The 21,403-nt window shown below is 56.4% G+C and carries 11 protein-coding genes; 4 read left to right on the top strand and 7 right to left on the bottom strand.

Going from position 1 to position 21,403, the window contains the following annotated elements; translation table 11 throughout:
• Positions 1-311 precede the first annotated feature (311 nt).
• From V8Z78_RS25035 to V8Z78_RS25050, 4 genes are all read left to right on the top strand, one after another.
• Positions 312-1,268 carry a DNA cytosine methyltransferase gene (locus V8Z78_RS25035; protein ID WP_349732363.1) on the top strand — a complete coding sequence of 319 codons (957 nt, stop codon included), beginning with the start codon at positions 312-314 and terminating at the stop codon, positions 1,266-1,268.
• A 583-nt stretch (positions 1,269-1,851) separates the two neighbouring features.
• Entirely contained in the window at positions 1,852-4,488 is a 2,637-nt protein-coding gene (locus V8Z78_RS25040; protein ID WP_349732364.1) for a hypothetical protein, read from the top strand.
• 20 nt (positions 4,489-4,508) lie between these two features.
• Positions 4,509-6,722 carry a hypothetical protein gene (locus tag V8Z78_RS25045; protein ID WP_349732365.1) on the top strand — a complete coding sequence of 738 codons (2,214 nt, stop codon included), beginning with the start codon at positions 4,509-4,511 and terminating at the stop codon, positions 6,720-6,722.
• 13 nt (positions 6,723-6,735) lie between these two features.
• A complete protein-coding gene (locus V8Z78_RS25050) occupies positions 6,736-12,543 on the top strand; it encodes a DEAD/DEAH box helicase (protein ID WP_349732366.1) in 5,808 nt (1,935 codons plus the stop codon).
• A 1,260-nt stretch (positions 12,544-13,803) separates the two neighbouring features.
• On the opposite strand, the gene V8Z78_RS25055 is transcribed toward V8Z78_RS25050, so the two are convergent.
• The 7 genes from V8Z78_RS25055 to guaA form a co-directional block, all read right to left on the bottom strand.
• Complete coding sequence (locus tag V8Z78_RS25055) at positions 13,804-14,841, bottom strand: hypothetical protein (RefSeq protein ID WP_349732367.1); 1,038 nt, start codon at positions 14,839-14,841, stop codon at positions 13,804-13,806.
• A gap of 138 nt (positions 14,842-14,979) precedes the next feature.
• Positions 14,980-15,450: a hypothetical protein gene (locus V8Z78_RS25060; RefSeq protein WP_349732368.1), complete on the bottom strand. Its 471-nt coding sequence runs from the start codon at positions 15,448-15,450 to the stop codon at positions 14,980-14,982.
• Positions 15,451-16,062: 612 nt separating this feature from the next.
• The gene (locus tag V8Z78_RS25065; RefSeq protein ID WP_349732369.1) at positions 16,063-17,091 is read right to left on the bottom strand and encodes a hypothetical protein; all 1,029 of its coding nucleotides are present in this window, start codon (positions 17,089-17,091) and stop codon (positions 16,063-16,065) included.
• Positions 17,088-17,330 carry a helix-turn-helix transcriptional regulator gene (locus tag V8Z78_RS25070; protein WP_349732370.1) on the bottom strand — a complete coding sequence of 81 codons (243 nt, stop codon included), beginning with the start codon at positions 17,328-17,330 and terminating at the stop codon, positions 17,088-17,090. The genes V8Z78_RS25065 and V8Z78_RS25070 overlap by 4 nt, the downstream gene beginning before the upstream one ends.
• A 179-nt stretch (positions 17,331-17,509) precedes the next feature.
• A complete protein-coding gene (locus V8Z78_RS25075) occupies positions 17,510-18,232 on the bottom strand; it encodes a hypothetical protein (RefSeq protein ID WP_349732371.1) in 723 nt (240 codons plus the stop codon).
• Positions 18,233-18,242: 10 nt separating this feature from the next.
• Positions 18,243-19,574, bottom strand: a complete 1,332-nt coding sequence (locus V8Z78_RS25080) for a tyrosine-type recombinase/integrase (protein ID WP_349732372.1) — start codon at positions 19,572-19,574, stop codon at positions 18,243-18,245.
• Between the two features lie 211 nt (positions 19,575-19,785).
• Entirely contained in the window at positions 19,786-21,402 is a 1,617-nt protein-coding gene (gene guaA, locus V8Z78_RS25085; RefSeq protein ID WP_003064855.1) for a glutamine-hydrolyzing GMP synthase, read from the bottom strand.
• Position 21,403: the final 1 nt, after the last annotated feature.

Raw genomic sequence — 21,403 nt, forward strand, 5'->3', positions numbered from 1 at the left:
TGAGCGGCCCTAATCTTCCCGCATCTTCTTGTCGAAGAAGTGCGTATGGTGGCTGCAAAGGCCACCATTATCCTGGTTATCTTGGTCAAGTGCTCCTTTTACAGAGTAAGCACTCCTTGTATTCGAGTTGAGCGCCACACCATAGACAATGCCGCTCATGGATGAGAAAGTAGATCGGCCACATCTATTTTTTAGTATTTTAAATTGATGGAATGCTGAAGTGTTTATAATGTAATTTTAAATTTTTGCATTCGATGATTCCATGTTATTGATTTTTAGTATGGGCGAATGAGATAAGGTGGAGTATTTCGATGGCGCGTAGTGTTCTGCCTTGCATTGAAGGGATTGACTTGTTCTGCGGTGCAGGCGGGCTGAGTCACGGGTTGAGGTCTGCCAAGGTCGATATCGTTGCGGGATTGGACCTGGATGCCGCTTGTCAGTACCCTTATGAAGCCAATCATCCTGGAGCAAAGTTTCTTTTGCGCGACGTCACCACTGTGGCTGGAGATGAGCTGGCGGCGCTTTGGAGTGATGACTGCATTCGACTTCTGGCCGGATGTGCGCCGTGTCAACCTTTTTCTAGTTATGCAAACACTCGAGTTGCTGCGGACAATGCCAAATGGGGTTTGCTGTTCCAGTTCTCAAGATTGGTTAGGGAGACGATGCCGCACTTGGTTACCATGGAGAATGTTCCAGGCCTACAGAACAAGGAGCCATTCAAGGATTTTCTGGCGACGTTAGAAGGGTTGGGTTATCACGTGAAGTACCAAGTCCTGAATGCAGCAGACTATGGGGCTCCTCAGCAACGACGTCGTCTGGTATTGCTTGCTTCTCGGTTAGGGCCTGTAGATATCCCTAAGCCCACCCATCCCGGAGCAGAGCACTGGATGACTGTGCGGGATGCTGTAGGAACACTCCCCAAGGTCGCGGATGGCGAGATATGTGAATCGGATCCCCTGCATCGTGCGCCTGCTTTGTCGGAGTTGAACAAGGCCCGGGTGAGAGCCTCCAAGCCAGGGGGCACATGGCGAGACTGGCCGCTAGAGCTCGTAGCCGATTGTCATCGAAAGGAAAGCGGCAAGCACTCTGCAGGAGTCTACGGACGGATGGTGTGGGATCGCCCCGCACCGACGATGACGACGCTTTGCAACGGCTTTGGAAACGGGCGTTTTGGTCACCCTGAGCAAGATAGGGCTATCACGCTTCGAGAGGCCGCTATCTTTCAGTCGTTCCCCCCCCGACTACAAGTTCGTGGAGCCGGGGCGTAGTGTCGTTGCTAAGCCAATCGCGCGCTTGATAGGAAACGCCGTACCTCCAAAGCTTGGTGAAGCAGTCGGGAGAGCGTTGAGGGACTCCGTGCGCTCCATTTGCAGCGTGCCAAATTGAGATTCGTGCTTCTTCGTGAGACTTCATAGATGTGGCTTCTAAAGGGTTCGGTGTGCCTGTCTACCCATTACTCAAAATGAGGCTTATGAGCTTTCAGGTCAAGAGAGCCTGCTAACAATTCCTGTATGGAGAATCTGGCTGCATGTGGAAAATCAGCGACTGGGATGAGGCCGAACAAAATAAAACTTCTCTGTCCACCGTCTTTGAATTTTCTCGGCTGAGCGGGAGGATTAGACCCTTTGAATCGACTGGTGAGGGAGCGCCTATGTCGTGTCTAAAGCCTCCAAGACTTTTGAGGCGGATTCAGCGAGAGCGGAACACCAAGCGTACCCGATTGCGTCACGAGTCGTTGGCCTGGTCGAACCAGCGCTCACGCGCGTCGGCCCTTGATGAGTCGAAAAAGCTTCTTTACTCCCCAAAGTCATCTAACCGCAAATGTTGGCGCACATTGGGCTGGCGAAGTTCATGTCGATGAATCTGCAGCGTGTTACACCGGTCAAGATCGAAGCGGCGCTCGTAACGTACTTCTTGGGGTCGAATGGATTAAACGGTGCTGGTCCCGTTACCTATCTGGACGCTACCGAGCCCGCATTATGCGAAGCGCTCGACGCACCTAATTTTGAAGTCGCGAAGGGCTGGCTTGGACAGGCCTGCGGTGGTGCCGAAGGGGTTGGAGAGGTCTTCGAGCACGGTTGGACTGCCGCATGGCCAGATAGTAATGCGCCTGGCTACTTTCGATTCTTGGTGCTGAGCTGCGCGGTGGTGGCATCGGCCCATGCCGATGAGGAGAGTCAGGACTTTGGGCACAACCTCAAAGGATTCCTGCGCACGGACAGAGCTATCGGTCGCCGAGCCCTCCCAGATCTCTGGAAGCGCTTAGAAGTCTGGAGTCGTCGTCAGTACGATGCAGGAAACGGCATTCGTCCTGTGATTCTTCCTCCCCCGGGAGTTGGAACACACATCGGCCTAACGAACGCCATCGCCTTTCCAAACTGGCGGGCCGTCAAGAAGTTGCGAATCGACATTCAAGTCAATGCAGGGTTCTCTACAGCGTCCAAGGACCCTGTCAAGACTGCCCTTCATATCTGTCCGATGGTCACCGAGGAGCGCGGTTATCGACCCGAGATGATTCAGGCGGCTAGGTCGTTCGGCATGCTTTATGGCCGCGGCAACTCCCTACTTGAGCTACACCGCTTCTGGCGCGTCGTTTGCTACGCGTCAGGTGACGTACGGCGAAACGCAAAGCACGGTCCAAACCGCGTCAGGCTGGAGTTGGCAGATGGAGTGATTGATGCCGATATGCAGGTGCTTGCGAGTTTCGTTGATGAAGGCAGCGGCAGGTCTGCGTCGCCGCGTGTGGCACTCCTCGTGCCTCCTGCGCGTTTCGTTCGTTCGGCCAAGGAATGGGGGGGGCCGGCCACCGATCGATGGTGTAGCTTCTTCGAACGTGGCGTTGTGCCATTCATGTCAGAGCGATTCGGTGTCTGGGTTGCCACTGCGGCTGCGCCGGATGGTATAGAGCCGCACAGGTACCTGATCCGTGAGGGCCTGAAGCGACGTCTTCCCGTGTCTTTTCAGCAGCGGCTTTCAGCGGTTGCAGAGGGTTGGCTTCATCTCGGTCCTGTTGGAGCCTCGGAATCAGTCGACATACATCGCGCGCTCGGTATTCAGGTCGAAGCAGAACGATCTCGTCCACTGCGTCTCGAGGGTGGAGTGCGTACCCGTGCTGGATGGTTGGGGCGGCAGTCGCTCTTACCAATGCTTCGGAGCGTCGGCACCGGAGACGTCGATGTGCGACCGGGCGCTGAGCAATCCGAGTCGCCGATGCTCCAGCAAGAGGGCCCAGGGCGCTTCGTCATCTCGACGGAGAAGACCATTGAAGGCTTGTTCCGCTTTCGGCTACGCGAATCCGTCGTGGGAGATGAAATTCTCGCGGTGGAGCTTCCGGTTCGATTCGTCGCCGACGCGCCCACGCACAGTGAACTTTCGATCGGGCGACGTGATACACGGACCGAAGTCGAGTTCGTTTCGCCGGTTTTGGCTTCAGCCATACCGCGTCCTTTTGTTATTTCATCCGCAGCGCTCGCTGAACAGGCGAACACTCCTCATTCTGATAGGTTTGATGATCTCCTTGAGGCGATATATGCATTGGGTCGCTCCGGCTGGGCCGAAGGAGCACTTGTCGAAAGCATAAATGACATGTGCCCAGGACCGCCGCCTTGGGACGTCCTCCGAGCACTGGAAGAAGCGGGATGGCTGGAGCGCCGACTGTCGGAGACATGGCGCGCCACGTACTGGATGTTGCTGCCTCCAATCCTCGTGCCGCTGGAATCGAATGATGTCAGTGCAACCTTGCTGGAGGGAGCTGCGCCGGCGGAAATCAGGGCTAGATTCACGCGCGCCACCTGTGCCATGGGTGGGCGAGTCGAAGTTCGGCAAGGGTTCGGCCCCTTCTCGCCACATAGCTTGGTCGCGCATGGTCCTCGAACCGACGAGCTGGCCAAGGAGCTCGGCTGGGCCGTGATGGATCGGTCATCCAGCGTTGAAGGTATCGCGCCCGACTGTTGGCCCAATGGTCAGGCTGCAACGACGGGATTCTCCCGCCATAAGGTTTGGAATTGGCAAGTCGCGGGCTTTCGAGGAGTCATCGATGCGCGCGGGGTCGTAGATCTGAGCTGGTGGCGACGCGAGGATGGCGATCGCCACGATCTATACGCGGTGACCGGCGCAGGTGCTGAATTCACCACTACGAGTCGCACGGCCGCAATTCTGGAAGCACACCGGCGCGCTGGCATGCCGCTCTTCAGACATCTAGGCAGCAGTTGGCTGCGCATTGCCGAACAGGGCTACATGCCACTTCCCATCGCAGTGCGACTACGTCGAGAGGAGCAGCTCGCCTCCGGTCCAGTCTTCGTCGATGGACGTTGGACCTATGCGTATGGTGAAGGAGCCGGCAGAGTGGCTGGGCGCATTATGGGCTGGAGCTTGTTCTGCGACCCCAATCAGATACTCGCGACAGATCGACCTCGGCGGGAAGCCGCTGCCATCGGACTCTCACGCCATCGGAGCGATGGCTGGTCAAGAGTTCGGGCTAACCGTTGAATCAGGAGGATCCAATACTCATGCAAGGCTGCGAAGATCTGTGGCTTGGTCGTCTAAAAAAGGCGGCAGGCCCGTTCAATACTCAATTCGGCTTCTCTGCGGTTGCTCGTTTCAATGGGGTGCATTGGGAGTCGGTCGCTGAGACGAACCGACGTGGCCGCAATGCCGCGCTGATCTACGGAGATGGAACCGTCACTACTGGTCAGCACGTGGATACCTCTTGGCTGTTTCGCCGCACGGCTGCTACGGATGGCGGAATCGCCGCGACGGCGGAATCTCCTCAACGCGCGGATTCCTTGCTGAACTTTTCGAGCATGTCGATGGCAAAGGCACGTCACTTGCTTTGCGATCGTGGGGTGACGCTTCCCGAAGGAAACGGAAATACGGCAGTCGTCCTGCTTGAGGATGGATTCTGCGCCCGCTTGAAATTCGGCAAGGTGGGGACGACCTGGAAGGCCAAATTGCCCGCTGATGGGGTCGTCGAGCTCTTGCGCGCGAAACCCAGCTGGGGGGCGGTGGATCCGGAAGGGCGATTCCCCTTTTTGCCAGAGCCATTGGACGCGGAAGTCGTTAGGACTACCTGCTGGCTGACGGATGCAGACTTCCTATCGCAGGCATTCGAAGGGTTTTCCGATGCCGTCTCGGCTTACCAGTCGATGCTTGCCGGAAGCGAGCAGCCATATAAGCGGCTCCAACGGGCGCTACGAGATGGGCGGCTCGCTGGCGAGGATGCAATTGACTTCCAGGCCATCGTGAATCGAATGCGTGCTGAATGGCCTACCGCTGCGCGTGCAATGTTGGGTCTTCGCGAGCTTTGCGACCTCTTACTAAAATCTGACGAGGCACGTGCGATGCTCGCTCGTGCCATCGAGCAGCGGACCGCAGAAGCTGCAGAGGAGATTGAGACCCGCGTTCGCGCAGAGATTGATCTACGCCTCACCTCGAAACGCGAAGAGCTCCAATCGTTGGAGCGACGCATCACCGAGAAGCGCACCTCCGAAGCTGCTCTCGATGGTCGGGTCCATGCGCTGCGCGGCGAGCAAGACCTTCTGGCGGAAAATACTAGAACCTTGCACGCCGAGATGGCGACATCAACCGACCTGATTCGATCGGCTCGCGAGGAGACGGAGCGATTGAAAGGGGAAGCGCAAGCCGCGCAGGAGGCATACGCATCGGTGCGGCATGGGCATGACGAGATCGTCGCCGCTTCCAATGCCGTTGAGCAGCGGCTGACCGATTTCGTGCAGGAGGCTCGTCGAGCTTTCGGGGCCGTAGGAGCATCCGATGTTGCCGCAACGGCAATTCTTGCCGAGCGCTTGCGTGATTGGCTTGCAGGGGTAGGGAAGGACGTCCCCTCATTCGTTCCGTCGAGCACCCCGCCCTGGGCCCTTCCGACAGCGATTCAGACCGGCAAGATTGAGCTTTCCAACCTTCACGAACGGTTGACACAGGAGGCCGAGAACTACGGTATCCAGCTCCAGGATCTCTCTTTGCTCGATGTCTTGGTTCGTGCGGGCGAACCCGTGCTCGTAGCGGGAAGCATGGCCGAAAATGCGTTGCAGGCCTATGCTCGGGCAGTGTCTGGTGGGCAAGTGCGAGTTCACGCCTTGGATCCCTCGATCATTGGGTTGGACGACGTATGGCGCATGGCTGCGACGGGGCGGCCTACTGCGTTCGCGCTCGCGTGGCATCGAGCTACCACCTTTCCTGAGGAAACGGTCCTGGTCTGTCTACGAGACCTGGATGCAGCCCCCTTCCGACTCTGGCTTGCATCGCTCATGTCCGCTCTCTCGTCGCCGGATCGTCCGTCAAACCTCCTCATCGTTGCTACGGCCTCTTGCATTGCGAGCGAAACGCGACAATTGCGATCAGGTGGAAGCGATCCGGCTAGGGCACTGGCAGTGGTCGTTCCTAGGTCCTCACAGAGTGCTACCTCGTGCAACGTAGTGCTGGGCGCAGCATTGGCAGGGGAGTCGACTCGGCTGGTGGCCGGCGTATATCCGTACGATCCATCACCACGCGTGGCCCGTGAGCTTTGTGGCCTAGACGTGGACCCGCCGTCCATCGGTAGGGCTCTCCGCATCGCAGGGATCGCACGCGACAGTGCGAGTGGCCCGAGCGTTCAATTGATCGCGGGCTGGGCGAGGTTCTGGGCGGGGGCAGAGCCGGACGCCACGCAGCAATCTTTGTGTGAGGCTGCGCGCACGATCGCGGGCCTCCGGGACATGAGTTGAGGGAGCTTATTCAATGATCGATCCATTCGGCGGCTTTCGTCGCATCCGTGAGTTCTGGCTCAGCTATCTGGACACTGCATTCCGCATTCGGGACGAAGCCGTCTCGGATGCGCGCAGAGACCTTCTGCGCCGCCCTGGTACGCTGGCTACCGAGCCTTATCTCGAAGTAGTTCCACGCTATCGGCAATGTGAGTTCGCGATTGAGCAAGTGGTGGATCTTCCCGAGGAATCCAATCCGTTGCGTGGCTTGTCCTATGAAGCACGTCGAGCATTCGCCGAACTGGTACTCTCAGGACTCTTTCCAGGCGTGCCAAGCGGTGATAGGGCAGTACGTTGGCGCAGTCCGGATCACGTTCGCCCGTACACGCATCAGTGGGCGATGCTCGAACGAGGAGTGACAGCCGGTAGCCCAGGGATCGTGACGTCCGGGACGGGGTCGGGCAAGACCGAGTCGTTCATGTTGCCACTGCTCGCTGCGCTTGCGGAAGAGGCCGTGCATTGGCCGAAGCCGAAGCGCGTCCTCGCAACGGAGCCGTGGTTCCTTCGTGGAGAAGATTTCCAAGCTTGCCGCGATGGTGAGGATGCCCGGCGTCCGAAAGCCGTTCGAGCCATCCTGCTCTATCCAATGAACGCGCTGGTCGAAGATCAGATGGCACGGCTGCGCCGCACACTCGACTCTCCGGATGCGCATGCCGTCATGGACGAGCGATTCGCGGGCAATCGTATCTTCTTCGGACGCTACACGGGTGATACGCCGGTCACTGGCCACCTTCATCATCCGCGTCTGGCTGACGATCCTGCGGAGATGAAAAGCCTTGAACGGCGCAAGGACACCCTGAGAGGGCGGTTGTCCGAGATGCATCGCGACCAATCTATCGCTCGCGAGCACGACGCTCGTGAACGCGAACTCGTGGATTCCGCGCGGAGTAGGGGAGAGGACGTCCCGAGTCACGAGGACACGCGTTACATGTTCGCGTCGTATGGCGGAGGAGAGCTGCTCAGTCGATGGGACATGCAGGCGAGCCCTCCGGATGTCCTCGTCACCAATACTTCGATGTTGGCGACGATGCTCGTTAGAGAGGTCGAGGCAAGTATTTGGGATAGCACCCGCCATTGGCTGGAGACCGACCCCAACGCCTACTTCTACCTCGTACTGGACGAACTTCATTTGATTCGTGGCTCGGCAGGATCCGAAATCGTCGGGCTCCTGCGTTCACTCTTCGCACGACTTGGCCTTGATCGGTCCGACCTGCGCCACAAACTGCGGATCCTTGGGTCAAGCGCCTCGTTGCCGACAGGTAATGAAGAGGGTGCAGATCAAACCGCGATCTACTTGCGCCAGTTCTTCGGCTCCTTTGGCACATCGGCAGGTGCAGGCGATGGAGGTTCCTCCGAGAGATGGCCAGAGGCGGTCGTCCCTGGTGAGACTCTGCATATCCCGGCGGCGGTGGCGTTGCCGCTGGCTGCAGCGCCGTTCGTCGACGTCGTGGATCGCTTCGCCGAAGGCGCGGATCGATTCGTCAGCCGCTTGGTGGAGCGCACCGATGATCTAGACCTTACCTTTGCGAATGCGGCGGCAGCGTTAGGGATCGGCGCCCGTGCAGGGGATGCCGCGGAGCTGTCCGTCGCGGTCATCTCGCAATTGGCTGCAGCTTTGGCGCATGTTTGTAAGGACTCGACGACCGGGCGGCCCAGGGCCACTTCAGCTGACGAGGTCGCCCTCCGGCTCTTCGGACCTATTCCGGATCGGCACGCCGCGCTCCAGGGGCTTTGTGTCCTTCGCGCTCTGGCAGACCGTGTAGGCGCACCAGCGATGTACGGGAAGCCTGTACCAAGCAATCTGCCCAGCCTCAGGCTACACATGTTCTTCCGAAGCGCCGAAGGCTTGTTCGCGTCGCTTCGAAGCGAGGAGCATCGGACTCGGTTCGAGAATCTCACTATCGAGAGAGGGACCACGCACGGAGCTTGCGCTGATGGAACCATTCGCCGTTTGGTGGAGCTCGTGTACTGTGAGGCATGTGGCGAACTGTTCGTGGGAGGACGCCGTACGCCCGATGGCAACTCAGTCACCGAGGTGCTCACCACTGCTCCAAATCTGGAGGAGCTTCCCGAACGGGCATCGGATGCGCTCTACGAGGAGCTGGCACACGTCGACTATGCGGTGTTCTGGCCAACGCGAAATGCTCCACGCGACAAGGCGGCTGGCGAAGATTGGCTTGCGCGTTCGCTCGATACGCGTAACAGCATTCTCACCAGCGCGCCAGGGGGGCAGTACGCAGTGCCAGGACTGTTGTTCTCCGCTCCAAAAGCGCTGGCACAGCAGGCTGGATCGGCATTGCCGCGTTGTTGTCCATCGTGTGCGACCGACTACTCCCAACGCAAGATCGGCGTCAAGTCGCCGCTGCGAAGCTTCCGAACTGGTTTCGCGAAGGCATCCCAGTTGTTGGCAAGCGAACTCTTCTCGTTGCTGCATGTCTCGGGGGCAGCCCCGAAGTCGATCGTGTTCTCGGACAGCCGCCAGGACGCGGCGCGCGCAGCTCTGAACATTGAGGCACGCCACCACCAGGACATGCGGAGGCAGCTTCTCGTCGATGAGCTCAAGCGGGTTGGGGCCTCCGCGGGAACCCCATCGCCACTGCAGCTCGCCGACATGGAGAAGGAGATGCAACGACTTTGGGCGGCTGGGGACAGGAAAGCGGCGTTCCTGCTGGATGAAGAGATCGAACGCCTGAAGAAGGTTGGGGATGGGTCAAGGGTCCCGTTATCGACGATCCTTGAGCCGCGGAGCCCTGGCGATCGAAGCATGAAGGCACTGATGAGACGTCACGTCGAACTCGGGGTACATCCTGTCGACCCTGCCGGCATCGCACCCATCAAGGGCATGCCTTGGCACTCCTGGATGGCCATCCGGGACGAAAAGGTCGAGTGGCGGTCCATCGACGAGTACGACACCGCTGGTGAAGCGCGCGCTGCGATGGTCAAAGCGCAAAGACCCCTGACTTACGAGGTCTTGTTCTCGAAGACCTACTTCGCGCTTGAGGAGACCGGTATAGGTTACCCGTCGCTCACCAGTGCCAGCGAGACGGACTCCGACAAGGTAGATGCCCTGCTGCGCGTTCTGGGGGACAGCTACCAGGTAGAAGGCAACCAGTATCGCGACGTCGCAGCCGTCTCCCGCCCCTCCGAGTTCCCGAGCCGGCTGAAGCGCTTCGCAAGCAAGACTGGTCAGGACCAAGAGCATGTCCTGCGCGACTTCCTTGCCCGGTTGGAAAGCCTCGGCCATAGCAACGGCATCGTGGTGTTGGACAAGATATTCGTTCGACTTGTGAAAGACACGGATCCCTGGTGGCGTTGTGGCGCCTGCGGTCGCGTACATCTCCACCAAGGCCTTCGGATTTGCACCAGGTGCTTCGAATGGCTCCCGTCTGAACCAGATGGGCAGATCAAGGAACTCAGGATGCAGAATTTCCTGGGCCGTCGTATCTCCCGTGGCGGAGAGGATGCGTCATCGGCGTTCCGTCTGAGCTGCGCGGAGCTGACGGGACAGACCGATCAGCCGGGGGAACGGTTGCGAGCTTTCCGTGGCATCTTCGTGGATGACGAAATTCGCGGATCTGGTCTGTCCAAACGCGCAAGGGAGATCGACCTCCTATCCGTGACTACGACGATGGAAGTCGGCATCGACATTGGTCCACTGCAGGCGGTCTATCAAGCCAACATGCCGCCACAGCGCTTCAACTATCAACAGCGTGTCGGACGCGCAGGTCGACGCGGCCAAGCGTTCTCACTCGTCACGACGTTGTGCAGGAGTCGTAGTCACGATCTGCATTATTTTCGCGTACCCGCTGCGATCACAGGTGAAGCGCCGCCGCCGCCGTTCCTGACCTCTGAGCATCCAGAGATCCCATCGCGGATCGTCCGCAAAGCCTGGCTGGTCGCGGCCTTCGCGCTCATCCGAGACGAGAGCAGCGGTGTTTATCCAGGGGACGAGATTCGAGACACCAACGGGGAGTTCCCTATGGCCTCGCTGGTGCTAGCCGACGACTCGCCCTGGCGGCAGTTGCTCGAAGTAGCACTTGCGCGCACAACCACTGTGAGAGATGCAGTCATAGCAGCTATTGCCGATGGCAGCCAGGATCTGATCGAAGCGTTGACCGGAAAGCTATCTGTTGCCAACACCATCGATGCCATCTGGAGCCTTCGAGGCAACGTCCACGGATCGGATATGCCGCTTGCCGAGTTCCTTGCGGAGCACGGTCTGTTCCCGTTGTATGGCATGCCTACGAGGGTGCGGTCTCTCTACACGGGTGTCGTCGGCACTGGGGAATCTAAGCGGTTCGCAACGGTCGATCGGGAGCTAGATCTCGCCGTGTTCGAGTTCGCGCCTGGCAGGTCACTGGTGAAAGACAAGCGTCGCTACGATTGCGCTGGGTTCTCACCGCAGCTGATGCCGCCGAGATTTCGATCGAGTGCGAGTGCCTTAGGGCACTGGGTCGACAGTCAACGATGGATTGCTCGGTGCGAGAAATGCGGCGCTGTCACAGGCGCCGCCCCGCAACCAGAGCATGACTCGGCTTGTCCGGACTGCAGAGCGGTGATCGCAGCCACGTCCTATCTCCGGTTCGTCAGCCCTGCTGCTTTCACGACCGATTTCGTGCCCAAAGATGTCAATGATGCCGAGCAGTTGCGCTCTTTCCGTCGCGTGGTCGCCCTTGAGGCCAATGAGGCCTTCTCAGCATCTCCCTGCGTCGGGTCGAACGCGCTCATAGGAGCATCTTCGACAGCCAAGGTCCTCCGCCTCAATGAGGGTCTGTCCGAAGCAGGTCAGGATGCCGAGCCTTTCGAGGTGCAGGAATATGAGAAGCACCGGATAGCAGCCGGCGCTGGTGCGCGATGGAATCTGCCCGGGCAGGCTCTACTCAAAGACGTGGGCAGAACGGCGCAGCGGCGCGGCATCGTCGAAGGTGCGGGCCAAGAGTCGATCGTGAGGCTGATGGCTCGGAAGAACACTGATGCCTTGTATTTGATGCCATCGACCATACCCGATTGCTTGGATGTCGCCCGTATCTCCCGACGCGCGACCGACACGGGCGTGCGAGCTGCCTGGATAAGTGCAACGCAGCTACTCCTTCAAAGAGCCGCTCTTGAGATGGATATCGACCCCGAGGAGTTCGACGCGCTTGAGCCGAGGCTTTCAGCCGATCGCCCCACTGTCTTGCTCGCGGACAATCTTAGCAACGGTGCTGGTTTCTGCCGTCGACTGGCCGATGGGCCCTCGCCGCTGGCCATGCGTCTGATTCGGAGCATGGTCGAAGAACCCGAGCGCGACGAGCTGGTAGGGCGTTTCTTTGGGGATAGGCATCCGACGAACTGTCGCGCAGCGTGCTATATCTGCATGCAACGCTATGGCAACCGTACCTACCATGGCTTGCTCGACTGGCGGCTGGGACTGTCTGCTCTCAGGCTGCTGTGCACGCCTGATTTTTCCGCAGGCCTCGACGGCGACTGGGATATTCCCGAGTTGCGCGACTGGAAAGACATTGCTTATGCACAAGCGCAAGATCTTGCCGCACTGAGGCCTGACCGCTTCGAGGTCGAACGGATCGGTTCGCTTGGCCTTCCCGCCATTCGCAGCACCACAACGGAGGACGCGAGGTTCGTCGTGGCGCATCCGTTCTGGTCGCACGGGGCGGTGAAAGCCATTGCAGACGCAGATGGCTTTGCTGGCCGGACTTTGGTGATCGACTCATTCCATGCCGAGCGGCGACCACAGCGTGTTCTCGAAATGGCGTTGAAAGGGCACTTCGACCGCAGTATCTGATCGTCGAGTTCTCTTCGGATTTCCGTTGGTATGGCGACTGGTTCGTAAAAATCTGAACTTCTTTGAAGAAGGTCATGAGAATGATTTTTCAATGAAGAGGACACAGTGAGCCAAGAATAACTTTCATCCATTAGTGCGGAGTAAGCAGCCGTTGCCGAGAATCAGATCGAAGAGTTGCAGAAGATTACGGACTATGAGATCCGGGAATGGCCCATCGAAGTGCTTGTGAGTAAGCTAATCGATGGTCAAGATACCGACGTGTCGGAAGTCTTCATTCCTGACTATCCATGAGAGCTCGTCTGGAGTGCCAAACAGCAGTCTTGGTTCAACGAGTCCATTCTGATCCGCCTTCCAGTTCCGTTCATCTTCGCTGCCAACGTGAGGATTGGGGGTCTGGTAGGTGCGTTGGAGATCATTGATGGATCACAGCGCGTGCGAATCCTGGACAACTTCCTCTCGGACCGCCTCCGCCTCTGGGATTTAGTCCGGCTCACCACAGCCAACGGAATGCGATTCTCCAATTTCGCTAAGCCGAGGCAGATACGTTTCAAGAGGTCGACCATTCAGGTCATCGAACTCAATGGGAAAGCCGATGAACGGGCGCGTAGGGAGATGTTCGGTCGACTCAACTTGGGAGGGAGCAAGTTCACTTTGGGCCTCACACCTGGAGAATCGAGAATTCATCGACAAATGGTGGCTCGATGATCGATCAGCCGCTGTCGACGAATGACGATGAGAGTCATGTCATGTTGCTGATGGCGCCCAGCGTCCGCTGTTGAGTGACGCGGTCGTTCATAGAGGGGCATGTGAATGACGGTTATCAGCGGCCTGAAGCAGTCAGCCACGAAAAACACTGGTTAACTTCTCCTGGCCGAACGCAGTGGCCCACAAGCCGTAGCAAGCGCAGATGGTCAGGTCAACTGGAGTGCACACCTCCGTAGTTGCACTGTCGTCTCCGGCATGGCTGTCAAAAACCGATAGGTCTTTTGGTTTCGGTCGACAGTCACTAATGGTAGGCAAGATGGCTACCATGGAGCGATAGGACGGACCGACGCTCACACCAGCCCTCATTGCATAGACCAATGGTGCAAGAAGCTGCCAGAACAGTCGTGGCGCTTTTTTTTTGCTCTTGGCAATAGCGCTCCAGCCATGCACATTAAAAACGCGCTTGACCAACAATAAAAAAGGCCGGACAGCGCATACCGCCATCCGGCCATTGAATTCCGAGCCGCAACTATCCAGTTGCGCAGTGCTGAGGTCCTAGATGCGCTTGTAGGGAGGCTCAAACGCAGAATCCGGGAAAATTCTGGACTCACGCAGTGCCGCACAAGCCTGCTCCCACAGCTGCTCCGGTTGCCACCACGTGGCTTGGTGGCTGCGCCAGAACTTGGGGACGCTGCGGGCATACTCCGTATGCTTGAACGCAGCTAGAGCGGCTTTTACGCCGTCTTGGCGGCACATCGCCAGAAACGCTTTCTCGATCAGAGGTGGCAACTCAGAGCCATCAACAGATAGATCAGCAAAGCGAAAGCGCTCAAAGCGGTTGGTTTGCTGTGGCAGCTTCCACAGCGGCAGGCTGAGCATCTTCTTGCCACGCACTTCAATACGTGTGGTCTCGCAACCGTGGATGGCTTTTTTGAGTTGCTTGATCTTGTTGTTGGTCAGCGGATCATCATCTGTGCCAGCGCTGCCCTTCTTTGCCAACTCCACGGCCGCTGCATGCACACGCTCCTGCCGCTTGTCGTAAGCCGCTGTTTGGTAGTTGCTTTTGACACTGCCAAAGTTATAGCCTTCGATGATGCCGCTCTTGATGTTCACGCGCTTGCCGAACACCGTCATGCGTTGGCCGTTTTTGTACTGCACCAGCACCTTGCTCAGGGCCAGATTCAGAACGTCCACAGCAACGTGAAATACTTGGAGCAACGGCTTACGCATCAAGCGGTTGTACTCACGATGACCGATGATGCGGCGAATGACAGCGTGAAGCTTTTCAGCATCTCCGGGCTGCAATTTTGCGGGGTTGCAATCAATGCGCAGTCCATACCTTTGCTTTTTGGAATTAACGGCAACCAACTGAACAAGAGCATTGCTTTCTCCGTTGAGCAGGATGTGGACGTTGATGCAGTACTTGGGACCGCTGAGATAGGCCCACTCACAATTCCCGGCTGCGATTTCTTCTTTGACGACGCTGAGCACATCTTGGTAGTCAGGATGATCGCGGTCATTGCTGCAACTCCACTTCAGCTTCCACGCAAGGCGATCAATAACTGGCTTCAGGACAACTGGGCGTAATTTCATACCATAGCTTTCTGAACTTGGTGTTTGGGGCAAATGGCCTAGCACAGCGACTCGATCAAAAAGAGTTCGTCTTGCCCATGACTCTCGTTGCCACGGGCTCAAAGAAATCTGAAGTCGACGCGCTGGACCAATGTGCTGTTAGGCGGGCTGGCAGTTAGCGCGGCACAGCTCTGTTTTGACGCTACGCGCCAAGCTGCTCAGATCGGGCCAGAAATCGCCAATCAACAAGAAGCCGTGCTTAGCGCTGCGCGGTGGCATTCCGAGCACACAAACATCCGCGTACTGCTGCCAGCCCCAGATGACGCGCGTCTCGTCAAAGATATGCTGGAGTACAGGAGGGGCCTGCTCCTCCAAGTAAGGCAGAGCCGTTTCAGCGTACTCCGCAAGGATTTGCACCAAGTTTTCATCGTTCGCAGACTTGCCCCAATGTTTGGTACTGGCATAGATATGATCCAGATCGATCAAGTGCCGGAGTTCAAAATGACTGCGCAACATGGCGCTGTCATTGTTTGCATCAGCCAAGCTGAGTTGCTCACGCAAAGCTCGACGCTGTTTCTTGGAGAGGGTGATCTGCAGCCGGTCTTTGCCAACACAGGTGACGGTGCTCATACCATCACCTCCTTGCACAAGGCTGCACTGCAGGGCAAGAGATGATGCAGGCAGGGATGCTTTACAGCAGGGTCACATACTGTTTTGACTTCGCTGCCAAACTGCGCAACGAATACCGAATGCTCTACGGCAGGCTTCAGAGGTTTAGGACGTAATTTCATACCATTGCTCTTTGAACTTGGTGGACGAACTTGATGGCCTTCGCGCATCGGTTGCATCTGGTGGCATGGAGCCGTGGCCCGATCTCCGCCAGTTCGAGCGCTATGTCGCAGGCGTGCCCGCGCCGTTGTGGTTTGCGGGCGCGGAGAGGCACAGAGCACCATGCTGTCGATGCTCAAGTTATTTACAGTTTTGATTTGCTCTGAGTGCAGATGAGCACTGAACAGAGTTGGTGCACCGAATACAGCTTGCCTAGCGTGGATGGCGCAAGCGCCTTCTTGCTGAGCTGCTGTGACGGTGGTGGTGTGTAGCTCTATGTTGGCTGTAGATCAGTACTGGTGCATATCTACATAGCTACAGCTATTGATTGCATACTTATTAGAGCTACCGGAAACATGGCCAATCGGAATGTGTTGATGCCCCAATTGCACGCAGAGCCCCAATACAAAACTGCTAGCGCGGCTTCTTTTTTGGCTTGATCTCGTTGCGCGTGTTGCGCTCGTTGCGATCATCCGGTGCAATGGTTTGAGAAGATTTCACGGTCCCACGATCACGAGCATTTTTGCCGCCATGTCGTTTTGCGGGATCAATTCCGCAGGCATTCAGCCACTGCACAAACATGTCGTCGTCCCAACCATCGGGGATGGTGGCAACCACATTGCGGAGCTTGCGGCTGACATTGGACTTATCCATCTCAAACAAGTCGCCAATCCTTTGCATGCTCCATCCACTCAACTTCAGAATTGCCATCAAACGGGTCTTGAGGTTATCAGAAACATAAGGAGTGATTTCAGTTTCAAGGCCAGAATCACTCATACGTGTGTTGCAGACCACCTTACCGAGCGAAGGCTGAAAAGAGCTGAAGAGATCAGGGCTGGCAATGGTGAAAGCCTCTTCGTACCCTGGGTCAGGCTCACCCTGACTCACAACAAGCAACTCGGTAACAATGGCTTGGTACTTGGCATGGAGAGTCATACCGGGGCAAATCACAATGAAGTAGGCATTGTTTGCCTCCCCTAAGCGACGAAGCTCCATCAAACCCTCATCAATGGGCAACATACCATCTGCCATCACAAGCAAAAAGCAGGATCTTTCCAATGCACTTTTGCGCTTGCAAGCAAACCGAGAAACCATCTCCGGGCTTGTTAGATTCAATGCAGTGGATGCTTGCAAATACTCAAACTTGAATGCGCTATTGGCATATGCAGCGATACCTGTCCGCACATGACTCCACTTGATCATCTCGAGTTGGCGGCGTGTTCCACTGTGAATGGATGTGATCAGATCACAACTTGGCATAGGAATCGGCAGTTCCGTCGATGCAGTTGCCAGCGCCAAGAGCAGCACGTGCTGGAAATAGATACTCAATGCGCCATAAGGTCCTGCCACCAACGTCACTCCGGGGTAAATCGCAGAGACATCAGCAGTCAGCGAAGGCAACATTTCAGTGCTGGTGTTCTCGCTGCGGAGGGCGCGTTTCATGCCGCACCGCCTTCTTGCTGAACGTCACGCTTCGCGATGCAAGATTGGATGTAGGCATCGATTTCGCTTGCAGGCCAGCCTTTCATACGCGGACCAATCGGAACCCCGGGCGGAAGCTTACCTGCCTTAATGAAGGCGTAGAACGAGCTGTTAGAAATGCCCAACAAGCGCAGCACCTCGTGCTTACGGAGCAGGGCTTCGCGCTTCTGCTCAAGCGCTTCTTTGATCAACTTTTGCATGGCTTTCTCCATCATTGCTATGAGCTTGCGATGGAGGCCAGGCGTCCCTGCTTGCATCCATCTGTATCGCGATGGATGCCACTATTTCAGGTTGTAGCTTGCTCGTCAGGAGGCCTTCCAGTTTGGCGAAAAGTTTCCAGGATTTCTAAAACTTTCCGAGATTTTCATGGCTTGGATACTTATCCGAGCAGCGCTTTGACGACCGCCTTGGCTTTGGCTACTTCATCAGCATTGGCATCCTGCTGGAAGCCATAAGGCACGGAGTCAGCTGAAAGTTCTTCTGCAAACGTTGCAACTGTTCTCTCAATAGCCAAGCCAATTTCTTGATTAGTTACTTTTTTATGTCGAAATATTTCCTTGCAAAATTTCTCGAATTTATGTTTGTTCTCGATGGACATACACAACAAGCGAATTAAGGCGGCATACCGGAGCAATGTTCTTTTATTTCCGATTCCCAATTTTTCTATTGAATTTATATTTTCCTTTTCTGTTATTGAAATTTTCTTTCCAGAAAATGATTCTGATTTATTTGTTGTGAGGTGATTGCGGAAATAATCATTTCCATCCCAGTCAAGCTCCGTTGCCAGCCTTGAAATAGCAGCCAAAGACAAAAAATCATTGCGTTGATTTTTTGCAAGAATTTCTGATACTGGCCTCAGATCAGAATCTGTAATTCGTCTTTTTAATATCACTGAAACTCTAAGATTGAATGAAGCGTATATTTCCGGAAAATTTTTTTCAAGGAATTCTTTATTTTTTAAAGTTGGTTTAATATTAAGAGTTAGTAAAGCTGCAGACCAACACTTAAGGACGGCTCCATCACGATACCTTATCCAATCGGCTTCGGTTGGGCGCATGGATTCAGGTATAGCTGTTAAGGCATTTTGTTTTTGATTTGTCATAAATTTATTATCAATAAAAATCTAGTGCAACATTGGCTGCAGATATTTTTGCATTTTTAATAATTTCTTGAACACTTTCCTCATTGCTCCAAGCATCAATCATGTCAGCCCATGCTTGGAGCAAGACGCGGCGTTGCTCACCGTACTCCGCTTTGTTATAGATGCCGCGAATACTACCTTCCTCATGAGCTAGGCATTTTTCAATCCAATCTCTATTAAAACCAGCTTCATTAAGTAGGGATGAGGCTGTTCTTCTTAGGTCATGGACGGTGAAGCTTTCAAAGGCTTCATTTTTAGAATTAATTGATTTAACCGCCGCTTCGATAACACGATTAAGAGTTGCATTGCTTATCGGCGTATTCATGTCATAACGGCCGGGGTGAAGGTGACTTGATGTTGAAAAGCATGTTTTAAATGTGACAAGAATATCTTGTGCTTGGTTGCTTAAATAGACTACATGCGGCTTTCCAGTCTTCATGCGCTCTTTTGGAATTGTCCAGGTCGCATTATCAAAATCAACTTCATCCCAGGTGGCATTTATGAATTCGCCCTTGCGAACCATTGTTAACATTACAAAGCGCAATGCTAGGCGGAGTGTTGCGGCAGTGGCTGTTGTATCTAAAGCTTCAAGAAATTTTCGTATTTCGCTTGGGCTTAGTGCGCGATCTCTCGCTTTGAAGGTCGCTATATCGCTGGGGCGAATGGCTTCAGCGGGGTTTGGCGCCGAAAACGACTTATCTTTTGCCGCTGCAAAGCGGTACACCAGCAAGACTATCTCGCGCACTTGAACAGCCGGTGCAGAGGCACCTTTTTCGCGAATGCTTTCGCAGTGTTTCATCAACTGCGCTGGCTTGATTTCGTCAAGCTTCAGCTTGCCAAAAGGGCCCTCCAGATAGCGCTTGTAGACAGAGCGCCGCATGGAGATGGTCGAGTCGGCCAAGCGTGCACTGTTGTTGGGGTCCGCTTTGTCAGCGAAATAGCGCTCAGCCCAGCTTGAGAAAGTCAGCGCGTCTGCTGCTTCTTGTCGCTTTTCAACTTTGCTTCTGGATGGTGATTCACCCGCTTCGACGCTGCGTCTAGCTATTGCAAGCAGCGCTCGTGCTTCTGCCAGGGAAACGGATAGACCGAATTCAAGCTCGCTTGACTCACGGGAGGACTTTGATCCGAGAGACTCGTCGTAGCGGCCAATGGTCAGCGTTTCACGTCTGCCATTGAGACGGTAGTCATATCGGAACGACTTGGTTCCAGCAGGGGAGACCGAGACGTACATGCCGTCTCGGTCGGCAATTTTGAATGCCTTGTCTTTAGGGCGCAGTTTGCGCAGTTCCGTGTCAGTGAGCATGGCTGCCTTTCTTTAAAAACTTTACCGTCACAACACGTGTCGGTAAAGGAAAGCAGCGCCTCAGGAAATCACGGATTTACCGTCAAATTTGCCGTAAAAATATGTGGTTCTCGTTGCACCGTATAGGATTGCGAAAAACACTTAACTCTTTGAATTTCAAAGAGTTATTTGAAATCCAAGACGCTGCTGGACGTCTTGGAATCACTGTAAATTATTCCCACTCGATGGTTGCTGGTGGCTTGGTGCTCACGTCATAGGTGACGCGGTTGATGCCGCGCACTTCGTTGATGATGCGGCCGGAGACCTTCTTGAGCAGGCCGTAGGGCAGCTCGGCCCAGTCGGCAGTCATGAAGTCACTGGTGACCACGGCGCGCAGGGCCACGACGTAGTCGTAGGTGCGGCCGTCGCCCATCACGCCCACGCTCTTGACGGGCAGGAACACGGTAAAGGCCTGGCTGGTCAGGTCGTACCAGCTCTTGCCGGTCTTTTCGTCGATCCAGTTGTTCAGCTCTTCGATGAAGATGGCATCTGCGCGGCGCAGCAGGTCGGCATATTCCTTCTTCACTTCGCCCAGAATGCGTACGCCCAGGCCGGGGCCGGGGAAGGGATGGCGGTAGACCATGCCGCGGGGCAGGCCCAGGGCCACGCCCAGTTCGCGCACTTCGTCCTTGAACAGATCGCGCAGGGGCTCCAGCAGCTTCAGGCCCAGTTGCTCGGGCAGGCCGCCGACGTTGTGGTGGCTCTTGATGGTGACGGCCTTCTTGCTCTTGGCACCGCCCGACTCGATCACGTCGGGGTAGATGGTGCCCTGGGCCAGGAAAGTGGCGCCCTTGGAGCCGGCGTTGGCAGCCTTGAGCTTTTCGGCCTCTGCCTTGAATACGTCCACGAACAGGCGGCCGATGATCTTGCGCTTTTGCTCGGGCTCGGACACGCCGGCCAGCTCGCCCAGGAACAGAGCCGAGGCATCGACGCGCACGACCTTGGCGTGCAGCTTGCCTTCGAACATGTCCATGACCATATCGCCTTCGTTCAGGCGCAGCAGACCGTGATCGACGAACACGCAGGTCAGCTGGTCGCCGATGGCGCGGTGGATCAGGGCTGCAGCCACCGACGAATCAACGCCGCCGGACAGGCCCAGGATCACTTCTTCGTCGCCTACCTGCTCGCGGATCTTGGCCACGGCTTCTTCGATGTAGTCGCCCATGATCCAGTCAGCTTGCGTGCCGCAGATGTCGAGCACAAAGCGGTTGAGCAGTGCCTGGCCCTGCACGGTGTGCGTGACTTCGGGGTGGAACTGCACGGCGTAGTAGCGACGTGCTTCGTCGGCCATGCCGGCGATGGGGCAGGAGGGAGTGGAGGCCATGACCTTGAAGCCCGGAGGCAGCTCGGTGACCTTGTCGCCGTGGCTCATCCAGACCTTGAGCATGCCGTGGCCTTCGGCCGTGGCGAAGTCTTCGATGCCTTCCAGCAGCTTGGTGTGGCCATGGGCGCGCACTTCGGCGTAACCGAATTCACGGGTGTTGGAGCCTTCGACCTTGCCGCCCAGCTGGGTGGCCATGGTCTGCATGCCGTAGCAAATGCCCAGCACGGGCAGGTTCAGCTCGAACACGGCGTCGGGAGCGCGGTCGTCCACTTCGTAGACGGAGGCATGGCTGCCGGACAGGATGATGCCCTTGAGCTTGCCGTCGGCGGCAAACTCGCGCACCCAGTCGCTGCTCACATCGCAGGGGTGAACTTCGCAGTAGACATTGGCTTCGCGCACGCGGCGAGCAATCAGCTGCGTGACCTGGGAGCCGAAGTCCAGAATAAGAATCTTGTCGTGTTGCATG

The organism is Comamonas sp. wu1-DMT, from assembly GCF_040187805.1.
Taxonomy (GTDB): Bacteria; Pseudomonadota; Gammaproteobacteria; order Burkholderiales; family Burkholderiaceae_C; genus Comamonas; species Comamonas thiooxydans.

Bases quoted from the DNA above. Each gene is read 5' to 3' on its own strand.
- V8Z78_RS25080 (WP_349732372.1), bottom strand. From the start codon at position 19,574: ATGCTCACTGACACGGAACTGCGCAAACTGCGCCCTAAAGACAAGGCA.
- V8Z78_RS25050 (WP_349732366.1), top strand. From the start codon at position 6,736: ATGATCGATCCATTCGGCGGCTTTCGTCGCATCCGTGAGTTCTGGCTC.
- guaA (WP_003064855.1), bottom strand. From the start codon at position 21,402: ATGCAACACGACAAGATTCTTATTCTGGACTTCGGCTCCCAGGTCACG.
- V8Z78_RS25075 (WP_349732371.1), bottom strand. From the start codon at position 18,232: ATGACAAATCAAAAACAAAATGCCTTAACAGCTATACCTGAATCCATG.
- V8Z78_RS25045 (WP_349732365.1), top strand. From the start codon at position 4,509: ATGCAAGGCTGCGAAGATCTGTGGCTTGGTCGTCTAAAAAAGGCGGCA.
- V8Z78_RS25065 (WP_349732369.1), bottom strand. From the start codon at position 17,091: ATGAAACGCGCCCTCCGCAGCGAGAACACCAGCACTGAAATGTTGCCT.
- V8Z78_RS25035 (WP_349732363.1), top strand. From the start codon at position 312: ATGGCGCGTAGTGTTCTGCCTTGCATTGAAGGGATTGACTTGTTCTGC.
- V8Z78_RS25060 (WP_349732368.1), bottom strand. From the start codon at position 15,450: ATGAGCACCGTCACCTGTGTTGGCAAAGACCGGCTGCAGATCACCCTC.
- V8Z78_RS25040 (WP_349732364.1), top strand. From the start codon at position 1,852: ATGTCGATGAATCTGCAGCGTGTTACACCGGTCAAGATCGAAGCGGCG.
- V8Z78_RS25070 (WP_349732370.1), bottom strand. From the start codon at position 17,330: ATGCAAAAGTTGATCAAAGAAGCGCTTGAGCAGAAGCGCGAAGCCCTG.
- V8Z78_RS25055 (WP_349732367.1), bottom strand. From the start codon at position 14,841: ATGAAATTACGCCCAGTTGTCCTGAAGCCAGTTATTGATCGCCTTGCG.